Annotated in this window: 25 protein-coding genes and 1 tRNA gene; 11 read left to right on the top strand and 15 right to left on the bottom strand. The window is 34.1% G+C overall.

Features of this window, described 5'->3' with window-relative positions:
• Positions 1-112: 112 nt before the first annotated feature.
• Both dapA and DR871_RS06805 read right to left on the bottom strand, forming a co-directional pair.
• Positions 113-1,000, bottom strand: a complete 888-nt coding sequence (gene dapA, locus DR871_RS06810) for a 4-hydroxy-tetrahydrodipicolinate synthase (protein WP_113665970.1) — start codon at positions 998-1,000, stop codon at positions 113-115.
• A gap of 7 nt (positions 1,001-1,007) precedes the next feature.
• Positions 1,008-1,511, bottom strand: coding sequence for a DUF6913 domain-containing protein (locus tag DR871_RS06805; protein WP_394345632.1), 504 nt, complete (start codon positions 1,509-1,511; stop codon positions 1,008-1,010).
• A 62-nt stretch (positions 1,512-1,573) separates the two neighbouring features.
• On the opposite strand from DR871_RS06805, the gene DR871_RS06800 reads away from it, so the two are divergent.
• Together DR871_RS06800 and DR871_RS06795 are read left to right on the top strand one after the other, a co-directional pair.
• On the top strand, positions 1,574-2,353 hold the full coding sequence (locus tag DR871_RS06800) for a 5'-nucleotidase C-terminal domain-containing protein (RefSeq protein ID WP_113665972.1): 780 nt from the start codon (positions 1,574-1,576) through the stop codon (positions 2,351-2,353).
• A 128-nt stretch (positions 2,354-2,481) separates the two neighbouring features.
• Positions 2,482-3,393: a bifunctional metallophosphatase/5'-nucleotidase gene (locus DR871_RS06795; protein WP_113666071.1), complete on the top strand. Its 912-nt coding sequence runs from the start codon at positions 2,482-2,484 to the stop codon at positions 3,391-3,393.
• Positions 3,394-3,471: 78 nt separating this feature from the next.
• Here the strand turns inward: DR871_RS06795 and DR871_RS06790 are convergent, their stop codons facing one another.
• From DR871_RS06790 to DR871_RS06775, 4 genes are all read right to left on the bottom strand, one after another.
• Entirely contained in the window at positions 3,472-4,188 is a 717-nt protein-coding gene (locus tag DR871_RS06790; protein ID WP_113665973.1) for a hypothetical protein, read from the bottom strand.
• Positions 4,172-6,190, bottom strand: coding sequence for an NAD-dependent DNA ligase LigA (gene ligA, locus DR871_RS06785; protein ID WP_113665974.1), 2,019 nt, complete (start codon positions 6,188-6,190; stop codon positions 4,172-4,174). The genes DR871_RS06790 and ligA overlap by 17 nt, the downstream gene beginning before the upstream one ends.
• A 74-nt stretch (positions 6,191-6,264) precedes the next feature.
• A complete protein-coding gene (locus tag DR871_RS06780; protein ID WP_113665975.1) occupies positions 6,265-6,738 on the bottom strand; it encodes a DUF6495 family protein in 474 nt (157 codons plus the stop codon).
• Between the two features lie 352 nt (positions 6,739-7,090).
• Positions 7,091-7,288 carry a hypothetical protein gene (locus DR871_RS06775; protein ID WP_165150931.1) on the bottom strand — a complete coding sequence of 66 codons (198 nt, stop codon included), beginning with the start codon at positions 7,286-7,288 and terminating at the stop codon, positions 7,091-7,093.
• A gap of 222 nt (positions 7,289-7,510) precedes the next feature.
• Here DR871_RS06775 and fumC point away from each other — a divergent pair, with 222 nt between their 5' ends.
• A complete protein-coding gene (gene fumC, locus DR871_RS06770) occupies positions 7,511-8,908 on the top strand; it encodes a class II fumarate hydratase (RefSeq protein ID WP_113665976.1) in 1,398 nt (465 codons plus the stop codon).
• A gap of 100 nt (positions 8,909-9,008) precedes the next feature.
• Here the strand turns inward: fumC and DR871_RS06765 are convergent, their stop codons facing one another.
• The 6 genes from DR871_RS06765 to DR871_RS06740 form a co-directional block, all read right to left on the bottom strand.
• Positions 9,009-10,010, bottom strand: a complete 1,002-nt coding sequence (locus tag DR871_RS06765; protein ID WP_113665977.1) for an LLM class flavin-dependent oxidoreductase — start codon at positions 10,008-10,010, stop codon at positions 9,009-9,011.
• Positions 10,011-10,225: 215 nt separating this feature from the next.
• The gene (locus tag DR871_RS06760; protein ID WP_113665978.1) at positions 10,226-11,071 is read right to left on the bottom strand and encodes a DUF2911 domain-containing protein; all 846 of its coding nucleotides are present in this window, start codon (positions 11,069-11,071) and stop codon (positions 10,226-10,228) included.
• A 50-nt stretch (positions 11,072-11,121) separates the two neighbouring features.
• A complete protein-coding gene (locus DR871_RS06755; RefSeq protein ID WP_113665979.1) occupies positions 11,122-11,796 on the bottom strand; it encodes an HAD family hydrolase in 675 nt (224 codons plus the stop codon).
• A gap of 82 nt (positions 11,797-11,878) precedes the next feature.
• Complete coding sequence (locus tag DR871_RS06750) at positions 11,879-12,592, bottom strand: tRNA threonylcarbamoyladenosine dehydratase (protein ID WP_113665980.1); 714 nt, start codon at positions 12,590-12,592, stop codon at positions 11,879-11,881.
• A gap of 18 nt (positions 12,593-12,610) precedes the next feature.
• Positions 12,611-13,276 carry a TatD family hydrolase gene (locus tag DR871_RS06745; protein ID WP_113665981.1) on the bottom strand — a complete coding sequence of 222 codons (666 nt, stop codon included), beginning with the start codon at positions 13,274-13,276 and terminating at the stop codon, positions 12,611-12,613.
• Positions 13,276-13,878 carry a DUF1684 domain-containing protein gene (locus DR871_RS06740; RefSeq protein WP_113665982.1) on the bottom strand — a complete coding sequence of 201 codons (603 nt, stop codon included), beginning with the start codon at positions 13,876-13,878 and terminating at the stop codon, positions 13,276-13,278. Before DR871_RS06740 ends, DR871_RS06745 begins: the two co-directional genes overlap by 1 nt.
• Before the next feature lie 96 nt (positions 13,879-13,974).
• Between DR871_RS06740 and DR871_RS06735 the strand changes: the two genes are divergently transcribed.
• The 4 genes from DR871_RS06735 to DR871_RS06720 all read left to right on the top strand — a co-directional run bounded on the left by DR871_RS06735 (position 13,975) and on the right by DR871_RS06720 (position 17,864).
• Positions 13,975-15,192 (top strand): MDR family MFS transporter, encoded by a 1,218-nt coding sequence (locus tag DR871_RS06735; RefSeq protein ID WP_113665983.1) that lies wholly within the window; start codon positions 13,975-13,977, stop codon positions 15,190-15,192.
• A 285-nt stretch (positions 15,193-15,477) separates the two neighbouring features.
• A complete protein-coding gene (locus DR871_RS06730) occupies positions 15,478-15,846 on the top strand; it encodes a BlaI/MecI/CopY family transcriptional regulator (RefSeq protein WP_113665984.1) in 369 nt (122 codons plus the stop codon).
• A gap of 23 nt (positions 15,847-15,869) precedes the next feature.
• On the top strand, positions 15,870-17,651 hold the full coding sequence (locus DR871_RS06725; protein WP_113665985.1) for a M56 family metallopeptidase: 1,782 nt from the start codon (positions 15,870-15,872) through the stop codon (positions 17,649-17,651).
• A 72-nt stretch (positions 17,652-17,723) separates the two neighbouring features.
• Complete coding sequence (locus DR871_RS06720; protein WP_113665986.1) at positions 17,724-17,864, top strand: SsrA-binding protein; 141 nt, start codon at positions 17,724-17,726, stop codon at positions 17,862-17,864.
• Here DR871_RS06720 and DR871_RS06715 read toward each other — a convergent pair.
• Entirely contained in the window at positions 17,861-18,373 is a 513-nt protein-coding gene (locus DR871_RS06715) for an adenine phosphoribosyltransferase (RefSeq protein WP_113665987.1), read from the bottom strand. The two genes, DR871_RS06720 and DR871_RS06715, sit on opposite strands and share 4 nt — an antisense overlap.
• Positions 18,374-18,475: 102 nt before the next feature.
• Between DR871_RS06715 and DR871_RS06710 the strand changes: the two genes are divergently transcribed.
• The 3 genes from DR871_RS06710 (at position 18,476) to DR871_RS06700 (ending at position 23,233) form a co-directional block, all read left to right on the top strand.
• Positions 18,476-18,549: transfer RNA gene (locus tag DR871_RS06710), tRNA-Arg, on the top strand.
• A 507-nt stretch (positions 18,550-19,056) separates the two neighbouring features.
• Positions 19,057-21,912, top strand: a complete 2,856-nt coding sequence (locus tag DR871_RS06705) for a TonB-dependent receptor plug domain-containing protein (RefSeq protein WP_113665988.1) — start codon at positions 19,057-19,059, stop codon at positions 21,910-21,912.
• A gap of 28 nt (positions 21,913-21,940) precedes the next feature.
• Positions 21,941-23,233: an O-acetylhomoserine aminocarboxypropyltransferase/cysteine synthase family protein gene (locus DR871_RS06700; RefSeq protein WP_113665989.1), complete on the top strand. Its 1,293-nt coding sequence runs from the start codon at positions 21,941-21,943 to the stop codon at positions 23,231-23,233.
• Between the two features lie 233 nt (positions 23,234-23,466).
• Here DR871_RS06700 and DR871_RS06695 read toward each other — a convergent pair whose 3' ends face one another.
• On the bottom strand, positions 23,467-24,510 hold the full coding sequence (locus tag DR871_RS06695) for an NAD(P)-dependent alcohol dehydrogenase (RefSeq protein ID WP_113665990.1): 1,044 nt from the start codon (positions 24,508-24,510) through the stop codon (positions 23,467-23,469).
• A gap of 142 nt (positions 24,511-24,652) precedes the next feature.
• Positions 24,653-25,534: a YitT family protein gene (locus DR871_RS06690; RefSeq protein ID WP_113665991.1), complete on the bottom strand. Its 882-nt coding sequence runs from the start codon at positions 25,532-25,534 to the stop codon at positions 24,653-24,655.
• 376 nt (positions 25,535-25,910) lie between these two features.
• On the opposite strand from DR871_RS06690, the gene DR871_RS06685 reads away from it, so the two are divergent.
• Complete coding sequence (locus DR871_RS06685; RefSeq protein ID WP_113665992.1) at positions 25,911-26,354, top strand: hypothetical protein; 444 nt, start codon at positions 25,911-25,913, stop codon at positions 26,352-26,354.
• Positions 26,355-26,421: the final 67 nt, after the last annotated feature.

Below are 26,421 nucleotides of genomic sequence, written 5' to 3'. Positions count from 1 at the left end.
TGATTTCTTGGTTGAAACAACCTATAAAATCATACCGAAGTTTCGGTGGCAAATTTAGTTATTAATTTAGCGACTTCAAAATATATTTTTGGTTTAAAAAAAGACCCTTTCTTTACCCTTGCTTATTGATTTTTTTGACAAACTCATCAATCCTAGTAGCCAGAGAATCATCTACTTTTACCAATGGCAAACGCACGGTGTTTTCTGAAATTCCCAGTGATAGAAACACTTCTTTGATTCCGGCTGGATTTCCTTGCTCAAAAATCATATCAATACAATCCGCTAAAAGGTATTGCGTTTTGAAAGCTTCATCCACTTTTCTGTTTAACCCTAAACGGATCATTTCAGAAAATTCTTTTGGAAAACCTTGCCCAATAACTGAAATTACGCCTGCTCCACCTGCTAAAACCATTGGTAATGCAATCATGTCATCGCCTGAAATCACCAGAAAATCTTTAGGTTTATTTTTCAATAATTGCATTGCTTGAACAAGATCTCCTGCCGCTTCCTTTATAGCTACAATATTTTCAAAATCATTAGCCAAACGCAAAACAGTTGTAGGCAACATATTACTTGCCGTTCTTCCCGGAACATTATACAGTATTACCGGAATTGGAGAAGCTTCAGCAACTGCTTTGAAATGTTGGTAAATCCCTTCCTGTGTAGGTTTATTATAATACGGTGAAACAGAAAGTATCGCCGCAAACGCTGATAAATCTCTAGTCTTTAACTCTTCAACAACTTTTAATGTATTATTACCTCCAACTCCCAACACCAATGGTAACGCACCATTATTAGCTTCAATTACAGTACGTACAACCAATTCTTTTTCCTCGGGAGACAAAGTTGCATTTTCTGCAGTAGTACCCAAAACTACCAGATATTCAATTCCTCCATCGACAGAAAAATTAACGATCCTTTTTAATGCCTCGGTGTCAACTGAAAAATCTTGTTTAAAAGGGGTTACTAGAGCAACACCAGTTCCTATTAATGATTGCATATTATATTTATATTTTGTTTAATAATTTTAAATATTTGAATAACTCACTTGTAAAAATACTATAATTATTGACTTCAGTTTTAATCATAAAATGATTTAACCTTTTGTCTATGGATGAAAAACCTACTTTGAAATGTGCTTTAGAATTATTCGTAATTTGCATTAGAATTACTTTTTCTAAATCGTAATAACTGATAAGCAAATCGAATTTTTCTTTCACAAAATCATTTACATCAGCTGATGAAAATTTTCCGTTCCAATTGAGATGTTTGTCACTAAATGTAGGATGAATTTCTGCTTCACTTTTTTTTAATTTCTCGTAATAAACAATCGTTTTTATATTTTCTGGAAGAATTCCCCACGATAATAATTCTTTAATCAGTGATTCTGTATCATTAAAAACAGAAGCATCAATCACTAAACCAATCGATTTGACAGGATCAGCAGTGAAATTATTTTTCAAATTTTGCAAGCTGTTTTTTAATATTTTTTTCAGAAAAAAATTCTTCATATAATTTAAAAACATAGTACTTTTACTTGATTACAAAATTAATTAATTAAGTCGCATTTAAAATGGTAAATCTAAAAAAGTATAACGACGTTTCTAAACTTTTTGTTATATTCTTAACATTTTTATTTGTTGCCTCTTGCAGCAAACAAAATTACTACGTCACTAAAATTGAAGGGAAACGGATTCCTATTACTGAAAAGGAAAATCAAGTATCTGCAATTGAAAATTTTATAAAACCGTATCGGGAACATATCAACAAAGATTTAGATAGCGTTTTAGCGTATAGCCCGGAAACATTAGATAAAAGTACCGGTAAATGGCAAACAACAATTGGCAACTTGATGGCCGATGTTACTTTAATGAGAGGGAATCTTGTATTTCAAGCTAGAGAAAAAAAGAAAATCGATATTTGTTTACTTAACAGCGGCGGAATTCGTTCTATACTTCCAAAAGGAAATGTAACAGCCAGAACTGCTTTTGAAATCATGCCTTTTGAAAACAGCTTGGTTGTTATTGCTTTAAAAGGAGAACAAATTCTTGAAATGGTAGACTTTTTCATCGCAGAGAAAAAACCACATCCATTATCAGGTGTAACTTTTACAATAGATAAAAATAATGTTGCCAAAAACATTTTAGTTCAAGGGAAACCTGTTCAAAAAGAGACCATTTATTATGTGGGAACTAATGATTATTTGTCTAATGGTGGAGATAATATGAATTTCTTCAAAAAAGGAGTTCAGAAATTTGATTTAGAATACAAACTACGAAATATCCTGATTGATTATTTTAAAGAAGTGGATACCATTCCTGTGATAAAAGATGTTAGAATCACGGTTGAATAAATAATTCGAATTTAGAGAACAAAATAGTTTTAAAAAACGGAAAGCCCTAGCCCAGATTGCAGCGGCATCCCACGCTTTTTTTGCGTGGATATAGCGAAAAGCGGGAAATAGCTCCAAAAAAATATAAAATGAAGAGAAGAGAATTTATAGAGAAAACAGCTGCTGGTTCAGCATTAATAGGTTTAGGTGTGTCATTGAGCAGTTTTGAGTCATCAAAAACCAGACAACTTACCGTTTTACACACTAATGATGTACACAGTTATATTGATCCTTTCCCGGCGGATCATCCCAGAAATGCAAATATGGGTGGTGTGGCAAGAAGAGCGGCATTGATTGAAACGATTCGAAAAGAAAATCCAAACGTATTACTGTTGGATGCCGGTGATATTTTTCAGGGAACGCCTTATTTTAATTATTACGGTGGAGAATTAGAATTCAAATTGATGAGTATGATGCAATATGATGCGTCTACAATAGGAAATCATGATTTTGATAACGGTGTTGAAGGTTTGCATGCACAAATGCCACACGCTAAATTTGAGTTCATATCCGCCAATTACGATTTTAAAAATACCGTGATGGATGGTTTTGTAAAGCCGTATAAAATATTTCATAAAAACGGAATAAAAGTTGGTGTTTTTGGGCTTGGAATAGAGCTTGCAGGATTAGTTGACAAAGGAATGTACAAGGAAACTGTCTACAATGATCCTGTGGAAACGGCTCAAGATATGGTCCGAATTTTAAAGAAAGAACAGCAATGTGATATCGTTATCTGTCTGTCACATTTAGGATACAAATACAGAGACGAGCCTGCTAAAATTTGTGACTTAAAATTAGCCGAACTCACTCAAGATATAGATTTGATTATTGGTGGTCATACTCATACTTTTCTGGACAAACCTACAGTTGCTAAGAACCTTGTGGGCAAAGAAGTTTTAGTAAATCAAGTAGGTTGCTACGGTATTAATTTAGGAAGAATAGATTTTTATGTAGACAATAATAAAGCTAAAGTATTTGAAGGAAAATCGATTATAGTGTAGCTATAATCGATTTTTTTATAAAATCAAAAATCGTTTCACACTCATGATTTTTTGAACGGAGTGAAAAAGTCTCTTACTCTATTCGTTATTTGCTTTTAACTCGGTATTCAATCTTTCTACATCAATGACAAATTTGTAAAAAGCATAATAACTTGTTACATACAAAACCATTCCCAATGGTCTAAAATAAGTTGGGGGCAGGTTATTTAAAAAAAGTTTCTCGATAAAAACGGTAAAATATAATCCTACAGATAGTACTCCAAAGATTGACAGCCAAGGTGTATTTGTAGTTTCATTCATAAAATAATTAGATAAAATAACTCCACCAAGAATGGATACTAATATATTTTGGACTAACAAAGCGTAATAACTTCCCTCTGGAATTCCATCCGAAATAGAAAGCAAATAAGAAAAAATAAATATAAAAGGAATTACTGCTATAAGTATTGGTATAAAATCTTTGACCTTGTTTAGCTTTACAATATAAACAATTAGTAATATTCTATGAACTATAATTCCGGCTAACCCCAACACCAAAAAAAGTTGTGATTCTGAAATAATAAATATACTGGTAAGCAACAAAAAAAAGATAGTTATAAAAAAAAACTCATTTCTTTCCTTGGAGGTAATCCAATAAAGATAAATTAGCAAAGCAGCAACTAAAGGTCTAAATGCAAACAAAATCATTTTGAATGAAAATAATTCTGCTAGAACCTCTACAATTGCAAAAGAAAACAAAAAAAATACGATTGTATTTTCCGGTATAAGATTATACTTTTTAGTTAGTAGACGCATCCATTTGATTTATTAAATTCATAAAATCATCTTCAGAGATTATGGAAATATTGAGTTTATTAGCTTTTTCTAATTTAGCAGGGCCCATATTATCGCCCGCTATAAGATAATCCGTTTTTGCCGAAATGGAACTTCCTACTTTCCCTCCATTATCTTCAATCGCTTTTTTCAAATCATCTCTTGAAAATTTCTCAAAAACACCGGAAACTACAAAGGTTTTTCCGGAAAGTTTATTGGTTGCATTTGGATTTATTTTTTCAATAATTTGAAATTGTATTCCTTGTTCTTTAAGTCTATCAATGATAGTTCGATTTTCCTGATTATCAAAAAAATCAAGCACACTTTGCGCAATTCGTTCCCCTATTTCATCCACCAGAATCAAATCCATCAATGTAGCCTGACGCAATGTATCAATACTTTTATAATGTTTAGCCAATTTTTTAGCCACTGTTTCTCCAACAAATCTGATTCCAAGTGCAAACAGAACTCTCTCAAAAGGAATGTTTTTTGAATTAGCGACACCGTTTACCAAATTTTCAGCAGATTTTTGGGCCATCCGTTCCAAAGGAAGAATTTGCTCTACTTTTAATTCATATAAATCAGCATAATTATGAACCAATCCGTTATTGAAAAGCAAAGCTACTGTTTCGCCTCCAAGTCCTTCTATATCCATTGCTTTCCTTGAAATAAAATGCTGGATTCTCCCTATAATCTGGGGTGGACAACCATAAAAGTTAGGACAATAATGGTTTGCTTCGCCTTGACTTCTCACTAATTCAGTTTGACATTCCGGGCATTGTGTAATGTACTTTGTTGGCTCTGTATTTTCTGGGCGTTTGCTTAAATCAACGGCAATAATTTTTGGAATAATCTCCCCTCCTTTTTCTACAAAAACAGTATCTCCAACCCGAATATCGAGTTTCTCAATTTGATCTGCATTGTGCAAAGAAGCGCGTTTTACTATAGTTCCGGCTAGTTGCACAGGCTCTAAGTTAGCTACTGGAGTTATAGAACCAGTCCGACCAACTTGGTACGAAATAGAATTTAATTTTGTAGAAACCTGCTCTGATTTGAATTTATAGGCAATTGCCCAACGAGGTGATTTGGCGGTAAAACCCAATTCATCCTGATAATGAAAAGAATTTACTTTTACCACGACACCATCCGTTTCATAAGGAAGATTGTGCCTGTGCGTATCCCAATAATCTATATATTGAAAAACTCCGTCTAAATTATGTGCCAGTTTTGCTTCTTTCGGTGCTTTGAATCCCCATGTTCTGGCAGTTTCCAAGCCTTCAAATTGCGACTTAAAAGGCAGGTTATTTCCAATTAAAAAATATAAAAGACAATCCAAAGGTCTTTTTGCAACTTCAGCGCTATCTTGCAATTTTAAACTCCCGGAAGCCGTATTTCTTGGATTAGAATATGGCGTTTCTCCAATTTCAATTAATTCCTGATTCATTTTTTCGAAACCGGCAAAAGGCAAAATGATTTCACCACGAACATCAAATTTATCGGGAAAATTGCCTTTCAACTCTAAAGGAATCGATTTTATAGTTTTGATATTGTTCGTCACATCATCACCTTGAAAACCATCGCCTCGCGTAACTGCGCGTTTTAGTTTTCCGTTTTCATAGGTAATGCTAATAGAAGCTCCATCGTATTTTAATTCGCATGTATATTCTAATGGAACATCTCCTAAAACTTTTTGAATGCGTTTTTCCCAATCGATTAATTCTTCCTTAGAATACGAATTATCAAGAGAATACATTCGGTGTTCATGAGCAACAGTTTGGAAATTTTTGGTAATTGTACCTCCTACTCTTTGAGAAGGGGAATTTTCGTCAAAGTATTCTGGATATTTATTTTCTAAATTCTGGAGTTCTTTTAATTTTAAATCAAATTCAAAATCGGAAATCGTGGGTGTATCTAACACATAATAATTGTAGTTGTGTTGATTTAATTCTTCCCTTAGTTTTTGAATCGTATTTTGAATATCCATAGAAAATAAAATTGGCTATTTTAGTTTTTAAAAAGTGTACTAAAATAACCAATTTAAAAGAAATGACAATACAATTATGATGTCATAATTTCATTTATTTGCTGGTATAAAAGACCATCACTTAAAAACGAACCTTGTTGTACCAATTCAAAAATTGAAGTATTACGCTCTTCTGTAAACTCTTTTTTTCCAATTTTCATTTCTATAGTTTCCGTAAACATATTATCGCTAAGCCATTGCAATCCGTCCTTTGTTAAAAAATCAACTTCAGGAACTAACGATTTTAAAACTATCGATTGAACGTACGTATCAAAACAATGAAAAAGGAAAATATGGTTTTTAGAAAAATGTTCTAAATACGTTGCTTTAGAAAGAACACCTTCCCAGATTAAATCAGAAAAAACGTCTAATTCTTGTTCCGCGACTTCTGGTTTTTCAGCTTTTATTTTATCCCACTCCGCTTTATCAATCGCTTGAGTGGCTAAAAAAGTGCTGAATTCCTGATTTAATTCTTCAAATTGCTCTTTTGTTAATCTTGAGTATTTCATGAATGTATTTTAGTTTTTAATGTGAAATAATGCTAAAAAAATAATTAAAAAAATATCTTTCAAATAATTTTTTATCTGTGCTGATATTCAAAATTATTTACAGACTATTATTGGCGGTTTCGCCTATAAGGTTAGTCAAATAAAAGCCGCAAAATTAATAAAATTCTAATCCATAATCTGTGATAGATCTGAAAAAGTATGGAATTATTCCAGTGTAAGTTTCAGCAATACCAATAAAATGCATTTAAACAGACTATAAGATTATGTCCAGTTTTTATTTGCACGTCCAAAAAGTATAAACATAAAAAAAAGGGCCCATAAAAATGAGTCCTTTTTTTATTTAACAAAAAGATTAAACTGATTGTTCTTGCTTCTTTTTTGCTCTTTTCTCCTTGTATGCTTCCCAACTTGCTCCACCTACCCAATAGGATACGAAACCAACTAGAAAAAACATCAACCAAAATCCTATAGTAAGAATGGTTAAGAAAAGTAAAAAGCCTAAGTACTGTGAAAATTCAAACATGTTTTCCGGAATTTTGAATGTAGCCACAAATGTATGTTTAATTCCTTTTCTTACCAATAAAAAACTATAAAAACTATCAATCAATTTTTATAAAAAAGGAATTATCCGTATTTTTGAGCTCAGAATTTGGAGCTATTTCCCGCTGTACACTCCAATCTTTTCTTTTTGAAAGTAAAAAGAAAAGGATTTTCACTCCCATCAGGGCTAAAAACGTAATAAACAATATAATTATTTCTAAATAACAACAAAATGAAATTCAGAATAGAAAAAGACACCATGGGTGAAGTGCAGGTTCCAGCTGATAAATATTGGGGCGCACAAACAGAACGTTCAAGAAACAACTTCAAAATAGGTCCATCGGCTTCTATGCCAAAGGAAATAATTGAAGGTTTTGCTTATCTTAAAAAAGCAGCGGCTTACGCCAATTGTGATTTAGGAGTTTTACCAGCAGAAAAACGCGATGCCATTGCTGCCGTTTGTGATGAAATCCTAGCTGGAAAATTAGATAATGAATTTCCATTGGTGATTTGGCAAACCGGTTCAGGTACACAAAGTAACATGAACGTAAATGAAGTAGTTGCAAATCGTGCGCAAGTTCTTAAAGGATTCAACATTGGCGAAGGCGAACAATTCATTAAAGCCAATGATGATGTGAATAAATCGCAATCTTCAAACGATACTTTCCCAACAGGAATGCACATTGCGGCCTACAAAGCAGTTGTAGAAGTTACTATTCCCGGAGTTGAAAAATTAAGAGATACACTACATGCAAAAGCAGTTGAATTCAACAATGTGGTGAAAATAGGTCGTACGCATTTAATGGATGCTACACCACTTACACTAGGACAAGAAATTTCAGGATATGTAGCGCAATTGAACTACGGTTTGAAAGCGGTTAAAAACACATTGGCACACTTATCAGAAGTGGCTTTAGGCGGAACTGCTGTTGGTACCGGACTAAACACTCCAGAAGGATATGATGTAAAAGTAGCGGAATATATCGCTGAATTTACTGGACATCCATTCGTAACTGCCGAAAATAAATTTGAAGCATTAGCAGCACACGATGCTATTGTAGAAACACACGGCGCTTTAAAACAACTGGCGGTTTCATTGAATAAAATTGCCAATGACGTTCGTATGTTAGCTTCTGGACCACGTTCCGGAATTGGAGAAATCATTATTCCAGAAAACGAGCCTGGATCTTCTATAATGCCAGGAAAAGTAAATCCTACACAATGTGAAGCATTGACGATGGTTTGCGCGCAAGTGATGGGGAATGATGTTGCAATCTCTGTTGGAGGAATGCAAGGACATTATGAATTGAACGTTTTCAAACCATTGATGGCTGCAAATTTCTTACAATCAGCGAGATTACTTGGTGATGCTTGTATGTCTTTTGACGAACATTGCGCACAAGGTATCGAACCTAACTACAAACGCATCAAAGAATTGGTTGACAATTCATTAATGTTGGTTACGGCTTTGAATACTAAAATTGGCTACTACAAATCAGCTGAAATTGCTCAAACTGCACATAAAAATGGAACAACTTTAAAAGAAGAAGCTGTTCGTTTGGGATACGTAACTCCAGAAGATTTTGATGCTTGGGTTAAACCCGAAGATATGGTGGGAAGCCTTAAATAATTAATTTTCAATGATGAATTGTTAATTATTAATATGATTTCTATAAAAAATCCCTGCAACTTACATTGCAGGGATTTTTTTATTAAAAAACTATCAAATACTATTTCATGTTATCGATAACTTCTTTCATGATTCGAATACTTTTCAATTTATCGTCATGATCAAAAATTGGACTGGTAATCATCAATTCATCAATTTGTGTATATTCGATAAATTGCTTCAATTCTGTTTCTAATTTCTTTTTGCTTCCTACAAATGAACAAGCAGTCATTTGGTTCACATGAAAATGTTCTTCTTCGCTCATAATTCCATCTAATGAATCAACCGGCGGCTGCAATGGCTTTCTGTCATTCCGAATCAGATTCAGAAACATTTGAGTCAAACTAGTCGACAATTTTTCGGCTTCTTCATCAGTATCTGCTGCTATTGCGTTTACACACGCCATCGTTTTGGGTTGGTCTAAATATTCCGAAGGTTCAAAATTATCTCGGTAAAATTGAAATGCCTGATACATCTGTTTCGGTGCAAAATGTCCAGCAAAAGCATACGGCAATCCATTGGCAGCAGCCAAGGCGGCACTATCCATACTGGAACCTAAAATCCAAATGGGAACTTTAATTCCTTCGGCAGGAAAAGCACGCACTTTTGCAGTAGCATTATCCTCCGAGAAAAATTCCTGAAGCGCAGCAACATTTTGAGGAAAGCGTTGCGATTGCTCAAAGAAATCTTTCCGAATCGCTTGTGCAGTTAATCCATCAGTTCCCGGAGCTCTTCCTAATCCTAAATCGATCCGGTTGGGATACAGTATTTCAAGAGTACCAAATTGTTCTGCAACAATTAACGGCGCATGATTGGGGAGCATGATACCACCAGAACCTACACGGATATTTTGCGTTTGACTGGCAATATAACCAATCAAAACAACCGTCGCTGTACTGGCGACATGTGCCATATTATGATGTTCGGCTAGCCAAAATCTGTTGTATCCTAAACTGTCAGCTAATTGAGCTAACGCTTTTGTTTTTTGTAATGTTTCGCTTGCATTACTATCTTCTGTAATTATTGCTAATTCTAATATAGAAATTGGAATATTTTTAGTCATTATAAATTTCAAATTTTGAACAAAATTAGGCAATTACGGAATCTCATTAAATTTTGAGGTGTTAATTGATTTATAATATTTAAAACCACCCAAAAATTGGAATATAAATCCTTGATAAAAAAAATGGTTTTCCAAATATCAGGATAGCGCATAAAAAATCCCGTCTCTATAACTATAATGGAGACGGGATTTTATTATAAAACAGTGAGGGTAAGTTAGTTCTTACTCCACTCTGCGATACTATCTTTATTCATTTTTGCGTAGTCTTGGTTTTTAGCAATTTCAGCCGCCGCAAGGGATAATTTTGCAGTTTCGATTGCTCCTTTTTTATCTCCAAGTTTGGCTTGAATCAATGATTTCAATCTGTTGTACCAAAACGGTTTGTCTTTAGACATATCTAACGCTTTATTTACATAAACCAATGCTTTTGCATTGTCACCATTTGATTGGAATAAAAATTGAGCTGCTGAAAAATAATCTGCTGCTGCTGGTCCAGATAAGGCTTTCTCAATATTAGCAGTTGCTTTTTGTTGAGTAGGAACTTCAAATTTTACAGCTGCATACGAGTTCTCCCAGTATATTTCTAAAAAGGCAAAATTGTTGTCTAATCCGCTAATTCCAATAGTGAATGTTTCTGCACTCTTATTTAAAGTTTCTGGTTTAATAGTTGCTCTAAGCGCTACATTTTCTTCTTTCCAATCTTCTGGATTCCCCCAGTTATCAGTAGTTTTATAAAATATTATTTCCCAACTTTCTATTTTTGGAACTGTATACAACGAATATTTTCCTTTTTTCAAGGTTTTACCATCAATAACAACATCGTCACTAAAAGATACGGTTGTATTTTCATTAGCTCCGGTTCTCCATACTTTTCCAAAAGGGACTAAATTTCCAAAAACGGCTCTTCCTCTGGCACTTGGTCTTGAATAATTAATTTCTACAGCTGTCAAACCTACTTCTTGCATGATGGTAGATTTCGGACTGGATTGAGGTGTTTTTACCTGTGCTTCAATGGTGAAATTTGCTATAATAATGGCAAATACAATGATTATTTTTTTCATGTTTTTAATTTTTTTGTGTTCAAATTTACAAATTCAATGGCTTTCAAATGTTAATTATTCCTTAATTTAGAATCAATATTGGTAACTGTGTTAAAACCCAATTCATTAAAATGATTAATCACAACATCAGCTTCTGATAAATCTTGCGCCTCCGAATGAATACTGTTATATCCCACACAGAAAATTCCGGCAGCTTTCGCCGCTTTTATTCCATTCGTACTGTCTTCAATAACAATACAGTTTTCTTTTGGTGCAATTGATAAACTTGCGGCATGTTCAAAAATTGCAGGATGTGGTTTTGATTTAGGAAAATCTTCACCGCTTACCACATGCGTAAAATACTCATGCAATTTAAACCTGCTAAAAACACGCTCAATAGTAACTTTGGATGCCGAAGAAGCCAAAATCAATTGCATGCCATTTTGATATAATTCTTTAATAAGATTTTCAACACCTTCCAGTAATTCCAAATCTGCTTTACTATCAAAAGCATCATTAAAAATGGTCCGTTTTCTCTGGATTAAATCTTCTACTTCCTGCTCTATCACAAAAACTTCTTTCAATTTCTGAAACGTATTCCGAGTCGAAAAACCGGTAAATGAAGTGTACATTTCCTCCGTTACAGGAATATTCAACTCATCAAATTGTTTAAAATAAGCATAGCGGTGTACGGGTTCAGTATCGACAATTACACCATCCATGTCAAAAATTACGGTTTGTATCATTTTTTTAGATTATTAGACTTTATAGATTTTAAGACTTCTTAGATTTTTAGAACTGAATACTAAAATAACTGAATTATGATCACTATTTTTTAAGTAAATAGCGAATCACTGTTTCTGCAGCATACAAACCAAATAATCCCGGCATGTAACTGTTTGTTCCGTAAAATGATTTTTTAAAATTGGAACCATCCGTCATTTTCAAACTCGATTCGTCCTGAATCTCAGAAGAAAAAACTACTTTAAGTTTGTCAATTTTAAATTCTTTCAATCGTCTTCTTATGGTTTTAGCAAAATAACAATTCACGGTATTCGTGATATCCGTTACTTTAACTTTAGAAGCTTCCATTTTCCCGCCAGCGCCCATACTACTTATAATTTTTACTCTTTTTCGCTTGGCGCCAATAATCAAATTTAGCTTTGGAGTCACGCTATCAATGCAATCCAAAACATAATCAAATTCTTCTGAAACAATTTCGAAAGCACGTTCCGGCGAAAGAAATTCCTGCACACGCGTCAATTTCAATTCTGGATTGATGTCCATTAATCTATCTCCAACAATAGTAACTTTAGGTTGTCCCACGGTCGAATGTAAAGCCGGTAATTGTCGATTTATATTGGTAATATCAACTACGTCACCATCTACAATAGTCATGGTTCCCACTCCTGCTCTTGCCAAAAATTCAGCTGCAAAAGAACCAACACCACCCAATCCTACGACCAATACATTTGCATTTTTTAAATTATCTAAACCTTCTTTTTTGAATAAAAGTTCGGCTCTTTCTGTCCACTCTGCCATTGTTATTTTGTTTAAAGTTTAATGTTTTTGAAAAATTTTGAAATCAAAAACTTCATTAAAATTTGTATTCACTAGTTCCTGGATTTCTTTAACAGAAATTCCTTTGTATTTTGCTGCCAATTCATAAACTGCCTCAATTCCTTCCTCAACCGTATCCGTTTCAAGAAAAAATCGATTATCAGAAACGCTTTTAAAAACAGCTTCTAGTTCTGGATTGAGCAATAAATATTTTCCAAAAGAAATATAAAATCCATTGTCCAGTAATTGTTTAGCAACCTGAACATTTTTCGAAAAACCATGAACCAGCATTGGAACTGAAATATTCAATTTTTTCTTAATTGCAATCAATTCCTGAAAAGCCGCAACGCAATGTAGCACGACTGGTTTTTGATATTTTTGTGCCAAAAGCAATTGCTTTTCAAAAACCATTTGCTGTAATTCCATCGAAATTTCAATGCGTTTGTCCAATCCACATTCGCCCACAGCGAGACAATTTGCCTCTTGTAATTTACTTTCCATTATCGCAAGGTCAGCTTCTATTCGTTCTTCAACGATAAACCAAGGATGAATCCCGATGGAATAATTCGGAATTGTTGCATCAAATTCCTGAGGATATTGATTTACTAATTCCAGCACATTCGGTTGATTAGTCCATTTATGCGTATGCAAATTAAAGAATTCCATTAGTCGTGAAATTTTTTAACTCCCGCTTTTATTTCGATATCCAAATCATTTTCCAAAGGAACTTTTGGGCAGGAGTATTTATGATTATAAGCGCAATACGGATTGTACGATGTATTGAAATCAATCACAATCGTATCTCCTTTTGGGATTCTTAAATCGATATATTTCCCGCCAATATAACTATCCTTGCCAGAAGTCAAATCGGAAAACGGCAGAAATAAATAGTCTTTATACTCCTTCTTTTTGGAAAGTTCAATGTTTTTATAAACGTTCAGTTTAAAATCCCGACCATCAATTGTAAAAGAAAGTTCGCCGTATTTGACATACAATGGTTTTCTGTCCGTTGATGTTTTCATTTCAAAAGGCTTCTCTTTTTGAGTTCTTAGAAACTTTGCGACCACAAAAAAAGTTTCGCTTGCAGGGTAAAAATCAAGTGTTTTGAACTCTGCTAAATCTTCTGCAGTCAAAGGACTTTTCTTGGCATCCGCATATTCTTCGTTCAATTCCGTTTGGAATTTGGTTACAGCCGAAACATCAAATTTTTCTTGGCCAAAGCCTAAATTCAAGTGTAATAAAATAAACAAAGTGAATAGCGTTCTCATATTCTTATTTTTATGCAAAAATAGTTTAAAAGTTACTAGGACACAAAGACGCATCGGAACAAAGTTTTCTACCTTTGCAAAATAATAACTCTTTATATGTTTCAAACTGCTTTTCAACGTTACATTAATAATTTCAAAGGCTTCACCAGAGAAATTTGGATTCTTACACTCATCACTTTTATCAATCGCGCTGGTACGATGGTTTTGCCGTTTTTGTCCAAATATCTAAAAGAAGATTTGAATTTTTCCTATGCACAAGTCGGGTGGATTATGGTCGCTTTTGGTTTTGGTTCCATGCTTGGTTCGTGGCTTGGCGGCAAATTATCTGATAAAATAGGTTTTTATAGAATCATGGTTTTCAGTTTATTCACCAGTGGAATCCTATTGTTTTTTGTACAATACATTCGAACGTTTTGGGGATTATGTATTGGAATGTTTGTCATTATGACCGTTGCTGATATGTTTCGTCCAGCCATGTTTGTCTCTTTGGCGACCTACGCTAAGCCTGAAAATCGCACCAGAGCACTGACTTTAGTTCGACTAGCCGTAAATTTAGGCTTTACTGCAGGACCGGCTTTAGGAGGTTTAATCATTATGAATTTAGGCTACAGCGGATTGTTTTGGGTTGATGGAAGTTCTTGTATTATTTCAATATTAATTTTTACCTTACTAGTAAAAGAGCGCAAAAAACCAGCCGATTTAAACTCCGCAAATAGCGAAACCGAAATACCTGCTTCCGTTTTCAAAGACAAGATATTTTGGATTTTTCTCTTTATCTGTTTTATAACGGCCATGCTTTTCTTTCAACTTTTCACCACTTTGCCTTTATACCACAATGAAAAATTTGGTTTAACCGAGTTTCAAAGCGGACTTTTATTATCCTTAAATGGGTTACTGATTTTCTTCCTGGAAATGCCAATTGTGAGTATTAGTCAAAGAAAAAACATCGATAAGCTCAAAATTATTCTTTGGGGCTCGTTACTGATGTCTCTAAGTTTCTATGTTTTAATGATTAATATGTGGGCAGGAATATTAATTGTGAGTATCCTTTTTATCACTTTTGGCGAAATGTTCATCTTTCCTTTTTCCAATTCTTTCGCTTTAAGCCGAGCGCCAAAAGGACACGAAGGTCGCTATATGGCACTGTTTACAATGAGTTTCAGCTTGGCACACATTGCGAGTTCTAAGACGGGATTAGAAATTATCGCCACTTTTGGCTATCAAGCCAACTGGTTTGTCATGGGAACTTTAGGGATTTTATCAGTCGCAGGTTGCATCTGGCTGCAAAAACTCGTTCAAAAAGAAAAAAACTAATTCGATTATCATTCTTTGGGCGTGACCCCATAAAAAAAGGGGCTTAGCAACAACATCGTTACTGGCCCCTTTTTTTTATATCGTCGGGATATACGCGCTACTTCGGTAGCTAGCTTTTATCCCTAACGCAACCTCATTTTCATAATAACGTCTCTGATCAAAAGATTTTCCAGATTCCAAAAACTACTGATAGAAGTTAAAATAACTATAAAAATAGTTATTAAACTACATTTATAGTTGTGTAACTACAAAATTAGTTGTAAGTTTGATTTAAATAAAAAAATCATGCAAAAACTGACTAATAAAGAAGAAGAAATCATGCACATTTTATGGAAGCTCAAAAAAGCATTCGTAAAAGAAGTCCTTGCAGAAATCACAGAAGATCAACCGCATTACAACACACTTTCAACCATTGTGCGCAACCTCGAAGAAAAAGGTTTTGTTTCTCACAATGCCTTTGGGAACACGCACCAATATTATCCTATAGTGACTTTAGAAGAGTATAGAAAGCGCTTTATGAATACTGCTATTGATAATTATTTCAACAGTTCATATAAAAATATGGTCTCGCATTTTGCCAAAGAAGAGAAAATTTCTGCCGCTGAATTACGGGAAATTTTAGCCATGATTGAAAATCAAAAAGAGGAAATATAAACTTTATCGTAACAACAGTATTTATGGAAGCATTATATATCTACCTCATCAAATCCAGTGGATTAATTGCACTGTTTTATTTGGCTTATCATTTTATGTTGCGAAAAGAAACCTTTTTCAATAGTAATCGTTGGTTTCTATTAGTGGGTTTATTTACTTCCGTTCTTTTGCCATTAGTCGTTTTTACGAAAATAATATGGGTCGAACCTAGTCCTGTAAATTATGATTGGTCATCATTGCCCATAACTACAACTGTAAATGAAGACCATACAGTAGAATATATTTATCTCGGATTAGCAGTGCTGTACTGCATGGGTGCATTGTTTCTATTAACTAAATTTGGTCTTGATTTTTACAGTTTACAAAAAGTATTTAAAGGAAAAATAATAAAACGTCAAGCCGATTTTAAATTTATTGACTTACAAGACAACCTCGCTCCGTTCTCTTTTTTTTATACTATCGTTTACAACTCGTCTTTATACAGCAGCTCCGAATTAGAAAATATTTTGGAACACGAAAAAGTGCACAGCGAACAAAATCATACTGTTGATGTATTGATTTCAAGACTGTTTTGTATCCTTTTTTGGTTCAATCCATTTATTTGGTTATACAAAAAAGCAATTTTACAAAACTTGGAATTCATTGCTGACAGCGAAGCTACCAAAAAAATATCCGACAAAAAAGCGTATCAGTTCACGCTTTTAAAAATAACAACACACGAAAATTGTGTTGCCATTACTAATCATTTTTATCAATCATTAATCAAAAAACGAATTGTTATGTTAAACAAAAATCAATCAAAAAAATCGAATTCTTGGAAGTATGCAATAGTGCTTCCTGCTTTAGTGGCATTTGTATCTTTATTTCAAATTGAAGTAGTTGCTCAGGAAAAAGTAAAAGAAGAAACCAGTAAAATGGAATTAAAAAATCCTATTACCACTACTTTAGAAATCCAGCAAGAAAAAGACAGTATTAAAAAAATTAAAGCACTCGTAGTCAATAACTCTAAAAATGAAGGTATTGATCGAAATACAGAAATTTTTATTGATGGAAAAAAAGTGAGCAAAGAGGAATTAGATAGCACTAATCCTAATGACATTACAACGATGGATGTCATTAAGGAGAATAACAAATCTATAATTAGAATTGTAACAAAAGGAAAAACTACAGGGAGTACAAGTATTTTTAATTCTGATATAGAAAAAACGGATTTGGGATTTGATAATGTCGATCCTAACAATGTAACTATACGTCAAAAAACAAAAGATACTTATACAGTTACAAAGGTTAAGACAGAGAAAAATGGCATACCTGGTGATGCAGAATATTTTATTGACGGAAAAAAAGTAAGCGCGCTAGAGGCCGAAAGCATGAATCCAAATCATATAAGTTCAGTTAATGTACAAAAAGAGGGGACTTCGACTAAGAACTCAATCCGTATTATTACTAAAAGCTATCTAGATGGGAAAGAAATGATACCAGAGCCACCAACTCCTCCTACTGCACCAACTTTTAAATTTAAAGCTCCTAAAGCACCTGTTTTTCCCAAAGCGCCGAAAGCTCCAAAAGGAGATCCTATCACTGGTGATAAAAAAGCTTGGAAAGAATTCGATAAAAAAATGGAAGAGTTCAATAAAAAAATGGAAACATTAGCACCTGAAATGGAAGCCTTTGATAAAAAAATGGCTGAATTTGACAAAAAAATGGAACCTTTCCATGCGCAAATGGATAATTTTGAAAAGAAAATGAAAATCTACGAAAAGCAAATGGAAGAATACCAGTCCAAAGTTAACGGAAGAAAATAAATAGAAATTCACAATTTAGACGGTCTCAATCAAGACCGTCTTTTTTTATATCTTTGTCCAAAATAAAACCTTATGTATAAAATTCTAGCCAAAATAAACAAAGTCATTTTACCAAGTTTCACAAAGCAACGTTTGGATTTGGCAAAAGCCAAGAAATGGCAAATGGCAATTATTGGTTTTAGGTACTACGTAACGACGCGTGCGCTAGATTAATACGTAATTGCAGCAAAAATTTCATTTCCTTTAATTTTTGCTCTTCCATTCAAGAAAGCTAATTCCATCAGGAAATTGCATTGCACGATTTCTCCACCCAATCGTTCCACCAATTCGCAAACTGCGCTTGCCGTTCCCCCAGTTGCCAAAACATCATCGTGAATCAGGATTCGGTCTCCTTTTTGAATAGCATCGGTATGAATTTCTAAAGTATCTGTTCCATATTCTAAATCATAAGTCGCCGAAATGGTTTCGTAAGGCAACTTATTAGGCTTTCGAACTGGAATAAAACCAACATTCAATTCCTGAGCTATCAACATTCCAAAGAAAAATCCACGACTTTCCACTCCTATTACCTTGTCAATTTTTTTATCTTTCAAGGATTCAATCAGTATTTCAAGGCATTTATTCCTTGCTTCGGGATTAATTAGCAACGGAGTGATGTCTTTAAACAAAATTCCTTCTTTAGGAAATCCCTGAATATCACGTATATACTTTTTTAATGGCATATTTTTTTGTTTTTTTACAATTTTAGACTTGCAAATTACACATTTATACTTATATTTGCACCCGCTAAGACGCCTTAATTAAGACATCAATAGCAAAAAAATGGCCTTGTGGCGCAACTGAATAGCGCACTTGATTACGGCTCAAGAGGTTACTGGTTTGAATCCAGTCAAGGTCACAAAATATGAAAGTAGTCAACTTTCGAAGAAACTAAAACCCCTGTAAAATAGGGGTTTTTTCTTTTTTATACCTTCAATCTTTTATCATCTTTATTACCCCTATTCTGTACCAGGCCATATTAACACTACTAAGCCTTACTGATTCGCACATGGTTTTTCTTATAGTGCCCTAAATTTAAAAATAAGTGTGCCAAAAAATAAGCTTGTTTGAAACTACTTGTAATGTTAATTTGAAACTATCCTATTAAATCCATAGACTATATGAAATAATTATGATTTTTCTTGGTGGAGTAAAAAATAGTTTGCAAATTTGCCTCATCAAAAAAACAGAACAAATGAAATTAAATAATTACAATATGTGTAGCATGATGACGGATAATCCCGCAGAGCTACTATTGTAATTATTTCTAAAGATAAAATAGAGCCTCTGCATACCGTAGGGGTTTTTTTATGCCCAAATTAAAAATTAATAAAAAAGTACTAATACAAAAAACAAACAATCAGTAATGAAAAAAACAAAAAAAATTGTAGCAATAACTGTAAGCTTAGTTGCCTTTTCAACCACTTACAGCCAGATCAACCAAAAGGAAAATGACTCCATCAAAAAAAATGAATTATCTGAAATAATAGTAATTGGTTCCAGAAGCAAAAACCGAGTAAAAACAGATGTGCCTGTACCGATCGATATTTTGAATATATCTGAAATTACAAAAGGAGCACCACAAACCAGTATAACTCAAATTTTGAATTATGTGGCACCTTCATTTACCAGTAATCCCACGTCAACTGCAGATGGTACAGACCATATTGATCCGGCACAATTGAGAGGTTTAGGACCAGATCAAGTTTTAATACTTGTAAATGGTAAACGAAGACACACAAGCGCTTTAGTAAACATCAATGGTGCACCAGGAAGAGGTTCAGTGGGTACGGATTTGAACGCAATTCCATCTTTTGCTATTGATCGAATTGAAGTTTTAAGAGATGGAGCTGCAGCTCAATATGGTTCTGATGCTATTGCAGGAGTTATAAATATTGTACTTAAAAAAGACGCAAATTATATTTCAGGAACGATACAATATGGGGGGCTTTTATCCTCTGGAGCCAATAATTTCAAAGGAGGAATTGACGGACAAACAGCACAGTTAGATTTAAATTACGGAACTTCTCTTGGAAAAGAAAAAAGCTTTCTTAATATCACTGGTAGTGCCGTTACAAGGGACGCTACAAGCAGGGCTGGTATAAGAAGTAACGCAATTTTTAATGCCTACAATGCTGTTGAAAACAGAGCTGCACAAGGCGGTACAGCTATCAATTCTTTGTTTAGTAACATTAATAATACACCAAATTCTAGTCAAATAATTAATACAATTAAACAATATGCACCACAAGTAAATTACTTTACTTCTACTCAACAAAATACAATTTCAACTGCAACAACAATCAGTCAAATACAAAGTGCCTTAAATTTTGACGTAACTAATAATGAACTTTCATACAGAGGTCAGCAGAGAAGTGATTACAACATGAGCGTTGGGCAGTCAAAATTAGCTTCGGGACAACTGTATTACAATACCGCATATCCCATAAATGAAATTACTTCCTTGTATTCATTTGGTGGAGTTTCTTATAGAAACGGTAATTCGTATGCCTTTAACCGTCTTCCAAATGGCTCTGGAACTTTTAGCCAAGTGTATCAAAATGGTTTTTTACCTGAAATAGAATCTACAATTTTGGATGTGTCCTCTGCTATTGGAATTACGACAAACTTATTTGGCTTTGATACCGATATTAGTTCTAATTTAGGAACGAATTCTTTTCAATACAATGTCAATAATACAATAAATGCGACTTTGGGAGTAAACTCTCCCTCCTCTTTCGATGCAGGAAAAGTATCTTTTTTACAAAGTACAACCAATCTGGATTTAACTAGAAAATATGATTTCTTACAAGGATTAAATGTTGCATTTGGTGGGGAATTTAGATATGAAAATTATGAAATTCAGGCGGGTGAACAAGCTTCTTACGGTTTATATAATACCAATGGTGATTTTGTTTCAGGAAATCTAGCCAGTAGTTCTCCCCTGATCGTGACTGATTTTTTCGGAAATAAAAGAGGCGCAGGAGCACAAGGATTTTCTGGATTTCAGCCTTCGGATGCGAAAGAAAAAAACAGAAAAAGTGTTGCTGCTTACCTGGATTTAGAATTAAATCCTTTTGAGAATTGGCTTGTAAACGGAGCTTTACGCTATGAAAATTATTCCGATTTTGGTAATACGGTTACTTTTAAATTGGCTTCACTTTTAAAATTAAATAGCAATATCAATTGGAGAATTTCAGGGCAAACAGGATTTAGAGCACCATCATTGCAACAGAAATATTTTGAAAGTAGTTCAACACAATTTATAAATGGATCCCCGTATCAGGTAGGTTATTTTACAAATGATTCAGACGCTGCTAATAGTATTGGTGTGGCAAATTTAAAACCGGAAACTTCAAAAAGTGTGAGCACTGGATTTACGTTTAAAATTCCATCTGCTAATTTAACCATCGCAACCGATGCTTATTTCACTAGAATTGATGACCGTGTTGTATTAACAGGACAATATGCTAGGCCTTCAGATGCTCAAATAAGCGGATCAGCAACGCCGACGCAACAAGCTGCACTGACTTTGTTCCAACAGGCATTTGACACGAAAGGTGTAGAAAGAGCTTCGTTCTGGACCAACGGAATTAACTCTGAAACCAAAGGAATTGACATAGTTATTTCACACAAATACAATGTGATTCCAGATTTTACCATCAAAAATGATTTTGCGCTTAGTTACAATCAAACGAGAAGAGTTGGCGGTTTAAATGTGCCTCAATCTATTATAGATGCTGGTGGAGAACCGTATATCTATTCCTTTTTTCCAGAATCAAGCAGAGTATATTTAGAAGAAGCGATTCCAAAGGTTAAAGCGAATTTGGCAACCACTTTTGGCATCAAAAAATTAGACATTTATTTCAGAAACAGCTATTTCGGAGCCGTTACTGATCCTGGTGCAACAGATGTGAATTTAGATGGATCTTCATCCGTTTACGAACATCCGGAATACAGTGCTAAAATAGTAACTGACTTATCATTTGGCTACCAAGTTTCTGAAAAATTCAGATTGACAATCGGGGCTAATAATATTGGAGATGTATATCCGGACAGAAACAATCCTGCAACGCCATCATTTACCAATACTACTCCAACTCTTTCGCCATCACCTAGTGCTGATTTGAGTAATGCCAATCAGTTTGCCTATTCCAGAGCAGTTTCACAATTTGGTTTGAACGGAAGATTTGTTTTTGCCCGATTAGGCTTTAAATTTTAACTATTAACTACTTTAAAAATAAACTATTATGAGCACACAAAAATTTGAAACAAACGCATTGCATGCCGGACACGATGTAACAAAAAATGCAGGAACCAGAGCAGTACCCATATATCAAACCAGTTCTTATGTTTTTAATAATTCAGAACATGCTGCCAATTTATTTAGCCTAACCGAAGCGGGCTTTATATACACCCGATTAAACAATCCTACTAATGACATTTTAGAGCAGCGATTGGCAGCCTTAGAAGGTGGAATTGGAGCTGTGGTTACGGCTTCAGGAACGGCAGCTATTGCTACAACACTTTTGGTTATACTAAAAGCTGGGGACCATATAGTAGCTTCAAGCAGTCTTTATGGCGGGACCTATAATCTATTGAAAGTTACGTTACCAAGATTAGGAATTACCACGACATTTGTAGATCCTACAGATCCATCTAATTTTACAAACGCAGCAAAACCAAATACTAAAGCCATTTTTGTCGAATCATTAGGTAATCCAAAACTAGACGTTCTAGATTTGAAAGCTATTTCTTCAGAGGCTAAATCTCTGAAAGTTCCTTTCATTGTCGATAATACAGTTGCCTCTCCATACTTATTAAATCCAATTCAATATGGAGCAGATATTGTCATTCATTCCCTAACAAAATACATTTCCGGCAATGGAACTTCTCTTGGAGGTGTGATTATTGACGCAGGAAAATTTGATTGGGCGAATGGAAACTTCCCGGAATTCACGGAACCTTCAGCTGGTTATCACGGATTAGTGTATAACGAAGTATTGGGCAACGCAGCTTTTATTGCAAAAGTCCGAATAGAAGGTTTGCGAGATTATGGTGCGGCTCTAAGTCCATTCAATGCATTTCAGATTATTCAGGGATTAGAAACTTTACCGCTCCGAATTATTAAACACAGTCAAAACGCATTGGCATTAGCACAATGGTTAGAACTTCAAGAAGAAGTAGCATGGGTTAATTATCCGGGGCTCAAAACAAGTAAATATTATGCATTAGCACAACAGTATTTACCAAAAGGACAAAGTGGAGTAGTGACTTTTGGATTAAAAGGAGGTTTTGAAGCGGCTAAAAAAGTAGCAGATGAAACCAAATTATTTTCATTATTGGCCAATATTGGAGACACTAAATCACTCATTATTCATCCCGCAAGTACTACGCATCAGCAATTATCTGATGAAGAACAAATAGCAACAGGTGTATCTAAAGACTTAATTAGATTATCTGTAGGTTTAGAGGATATTGAAGATTTAAAGACAGATTTGAAAATTGCTTTTAGTAGTATCAAAGAACAACAAGTAATATAAAAATACATACTCGTTTTGGTTGAAAAGTGAGCCTTTGGTTTGGACATGCTTATTTTAGGTGCATATGGGCCTAAGAATAAATTTAATGTCTTCAATCGCTTTAGTAAACAAATTATAACCTACTCAAAAGCTTCAGATCTTATATAAAAATGATTCGAAAATTGGTTGCTAGTAGGTCACAAAAAACCCTAAACATTATTAAAATGTTTAGGGTTTTTACTTTTATAATCTCTTTACAATGTCGCCATATCGATAACAAAACGGTAACGGACGTCGCCTTTTGTCATTCGGTCATACGCTTCATGCACATTTTTGATATCAATCATTTCAATTTCAGAAACAATTCCGTGTTCCGCACAGAAATCCAACATTTCCTGGGTTTCAGGTAAACCTCCTATTAATGAACCTGCAAGACTTCTTCGTCCTCCAATAAGACTAAAAGCGTGGATTTCATAAGGCGTTGGTGGTACTCCAACACAAATATGCACTCCGTTTACTCTTAATAAAGATAAATACAAATTCAAATCATGTGGTGCAGAAACCGTATCCAAAATAAAGTCAAAAGAACCCGCAACACTTGCCAATTGCTTTTCATCTTTAGTAACTATAAAATTATGAGCCCCTAATTTTTTGGCATCTGCTTCTTTGCTTGCGGATGTACTCAAGACGGTAACCTCAGCACCAAAAGCAACACCAAATTTTACTGCCATGTGACCTAAACCGCCAAGTCCTAAAACAGCTAATTTGTGTCCTTTTCCAACTTTCCAATGTCTCAATGGAGAATATGTTGTGATTCCGGCACACAATAAAGGTGCTACAGCAGCTAATGATAATTTGTCTGAAATATGTAGAACAAAATCTTCATGAACAACAATCGTATCCGAATACCCGCCGTAAGTAGGTGTTTTTCCATCTTGTCCCAAAGCATTATAGGTTCCTGTACTACCGTTTAGACAAAACTGTTCTAATCCTTCCTGACAGTTTTCACAAGTCCTGCAGGAATCGACTAAACAACCTGTTCCCGCTAAATCACCTACCTTAAATTTCTTTACGTGACTTCCTACTTTGACCACCTTCCCTACAATTTCATGTCCGGGAACCATCGGGTATATTGCTCCTCCCCAATCATCCTTTATTTGATGAAGATCACTGTGGCAAACACCGCAAAACTGAATATCAAATTGCACATCATGCGGTCCTAATTCTCTTCTTTCGAAATTCCATGGAGCTAAATCCGTTTTAGCATCCTGTACTGCATATCCCTTCGTTGGTATCATAATTTATAATTTTTTATAAAATTATGAAATTTATTCAAGCTTACATTTTAAACCTATTGCATAATTCCCACTTCTTATTATTTTTCTATTAGTTGGAATAGTAAGCGCTGGTACCATTAATTATAAGTGCATTAGATCAATGTTAATTCATACTTCGCAGAATACCGCCACTGGCCTCTTTGATATACTGAATAAACATAAATGCTTTAGGATCTAGTTTTCTTATTTCTTCTTTAATTCGGAGTAGTTCGAGTCGGGTTACCACGGTGACAATAATATCACAATCTAATTTGACATCAAATTTGTCTGGTAAATAGCCTCTTTCTCCTTTGATAACGGTAATTCCTTTTCCAAATTTTTGGACAATCAATGATTTAATCAAGTCGCTTTTGGAAGAAATAATATGCAATGAAGTATATTGTTCTAAACCATGGGATATATAATCCAGAGATTTTACGGCTGAAAAATAAGTGACAATAGAATACAAAGCCGTAGAAATTCCAAAAGACCATGCAGCTGTAAGAAACAATAATGTATTCAATGCAAAAATAACTTCTGATACATTAAGCCCAATTTTTTTTGTAGTCAATAGCGCCAGGATTTCTACTCCATCAGCTGTAGAACCACTTCGGATGCACAAACCCATACCTAAACCAATAAGACAACCACCAAACAAAGCAATCAAAAGCGGATCTGAAGTCACGGGATCCACATCTAAAAAAGTCATACTGACAGCAATTAACAAGAAGGTCAAAAAACTCTGTAACGCAAATGTTTTACCTAACATTCGGTTTCCAATGACTAAAAAAGGAATATTAAACATTAATACCAAGACTCCAAAAGGCCATTTTGTAATTTCATGAACCAATATTGAAATCCCGATAATTCCACCATCCAAAAATTTATTTGGAATCATAAAACCTTTTAAAGCAAGGGTTATCAAGGCTACTCCTACTAAATTTAAACTAATATTTTTAAAACAAAATATTTTTTTCCAATTGATTGAATTTTGATCAGTAATCATAACGATCTATTTTAATTACTATTCTTTGGTTCTACTAAAGTAACAAATAAACTTCAATTTACTGACTAGTAACAACTTAGATATTTATTTGATTTATTTTTTTGTACATGTATTCTTAATTTTCTATTTTGGTATTCATAAAATAGTCTCATGCACAATTTTATTCCTGTCGGATTTCCATTTCATAATTATATAAAAATGGATAATTACATTAGTGATGCATGCATAGTAAACTGATGTTGATCTTGAAAAAAATATTAAATTTGATATTAGAATCAGACCCTTAACCACTAAATATCAATATATTAATTACCGCTACCTCATTCTATAATGGTCTATTTAAGTTACTATTTTATAAATTTTAAATATAACAATCATGGGCAAAAAAGTAGTAATCGCATTGACTGTTCAAGCCAGCAGTCTTTACGCAATGAGTAATCCATCACAGGAGGATATTGATAACGCTTGTTCTTTATCTGATGATAATTCAGGAAGATCTCCAAACGGAACTTTGAAAGACTTTTTATCTAACGTATACCTCAACCAAGATGTCAGATGGATTGGTCTGACAAATGACAAAGGCTATTCCGTTGCCATTGACAGTATTTTTAACGAACCGGAATCCCGAGATTTGAACTTTTTTGATGTTACTACCATTTACGGCTCTGGAGGAAGATCCGGAAACGCCGTTGCTAAGGTTAAAAATGATTCCAATTTGGTTCATAAACTCGACAAATACACTATCAATTTTAGTGTTTATGCTGATGGAAATTCTTCTAAATCATTTCACATCGATCCAAAATTAGCTGCAAACCCATGATATTTTTAAGAGATTTTAAATATTTTGTCAAAATCTTATTTTCTGTATTTTTTATATTTTTCCAGTT

It is taken from the genome of Flavobacterium petrolei (assembly GCF_003314435.2).
Lineage (GTDB): Bacteria > Bacteroidota > Bacteroidia > Flavobacteriales > Flavobacteriaceae > Flavobacterium > Flavobacterium petrolei.
The sequence above is the reverse complement of the archived record's forward strand: the minus strand, read 5'-3'. Positions and strand labels throughout refer to the sequence as shown.